Origin of the sequence: Aeromonas eucrenophila (genome assembly GCF_000819865.1) — a bacterium.
Classification (GTDB): Bacteria; Pseudomonadota; Gammaproteobacteria; order Enterobacterales; family Aeromonadaceae; genus Aeromonas; species Aeromonas eucrenophila.
Genome location: NZ_CDDF01000012.1, coordinates 1 through 435, shown reverse-complemented (window position 1 = coordinate 435; position 435 = coordinate 1). Strand labels below are relative to the sequence as shown.

The 435-nt window shown below is 66.9% G+C and carries 1 protein-coding gene; it reads right to left on the bottom strand.

Going from position 1 to position 435, the window contains the following annotated elements:
* Positions 1–435, bottom strand: a 435-nt coding sequence (locus BN1124_RS12530) for an EF-Tu/IF-2/RF-3 family GTPase (protein WP_042642395.1), incomplete at both ends; no start/stop codon positions are given.

The following is a 435-nucleotide window of genomic DNA, read 5'->3' as shown; positions in this document are numbered from 1 at the left end:
TCTTTAATCGGCACCTCTTTGATAGGTACAAAGCGGGCCCGGCCGTGCCAACTGCCGAGCGCCACCTCCACTTCCTGGTTGCGAAGGGACTGGCTGGGCGGCTCCTGGCTGGCGGATTCCAGGCGCACTATCAGGTGGCTGACCGCCTGACAATCTCCGGCCGCGCTGCCGAGGCAGTGGCCGCGAGCCACCTCCTTGTGGGGCACCTTTTTAAGCCCCACCGCTACCCGGCAGACGGCGCCAATCTCATCGACGGCGCTGTGATAGGCCTGCAGGGAGCGTATCTGCACCTCCCGGCCGGCGGGGTAGAGCCGCAGCTTGTCTCCCACCCGCAGCTGCCCCTGCTGCAATGTGCCGGTGAGCACAGTGCCGGTACCGCTGGCGGTGAAGACCCTGTCCACATAGAGGCGGGGGGCTTGCCGCTCGCGGGTGGCT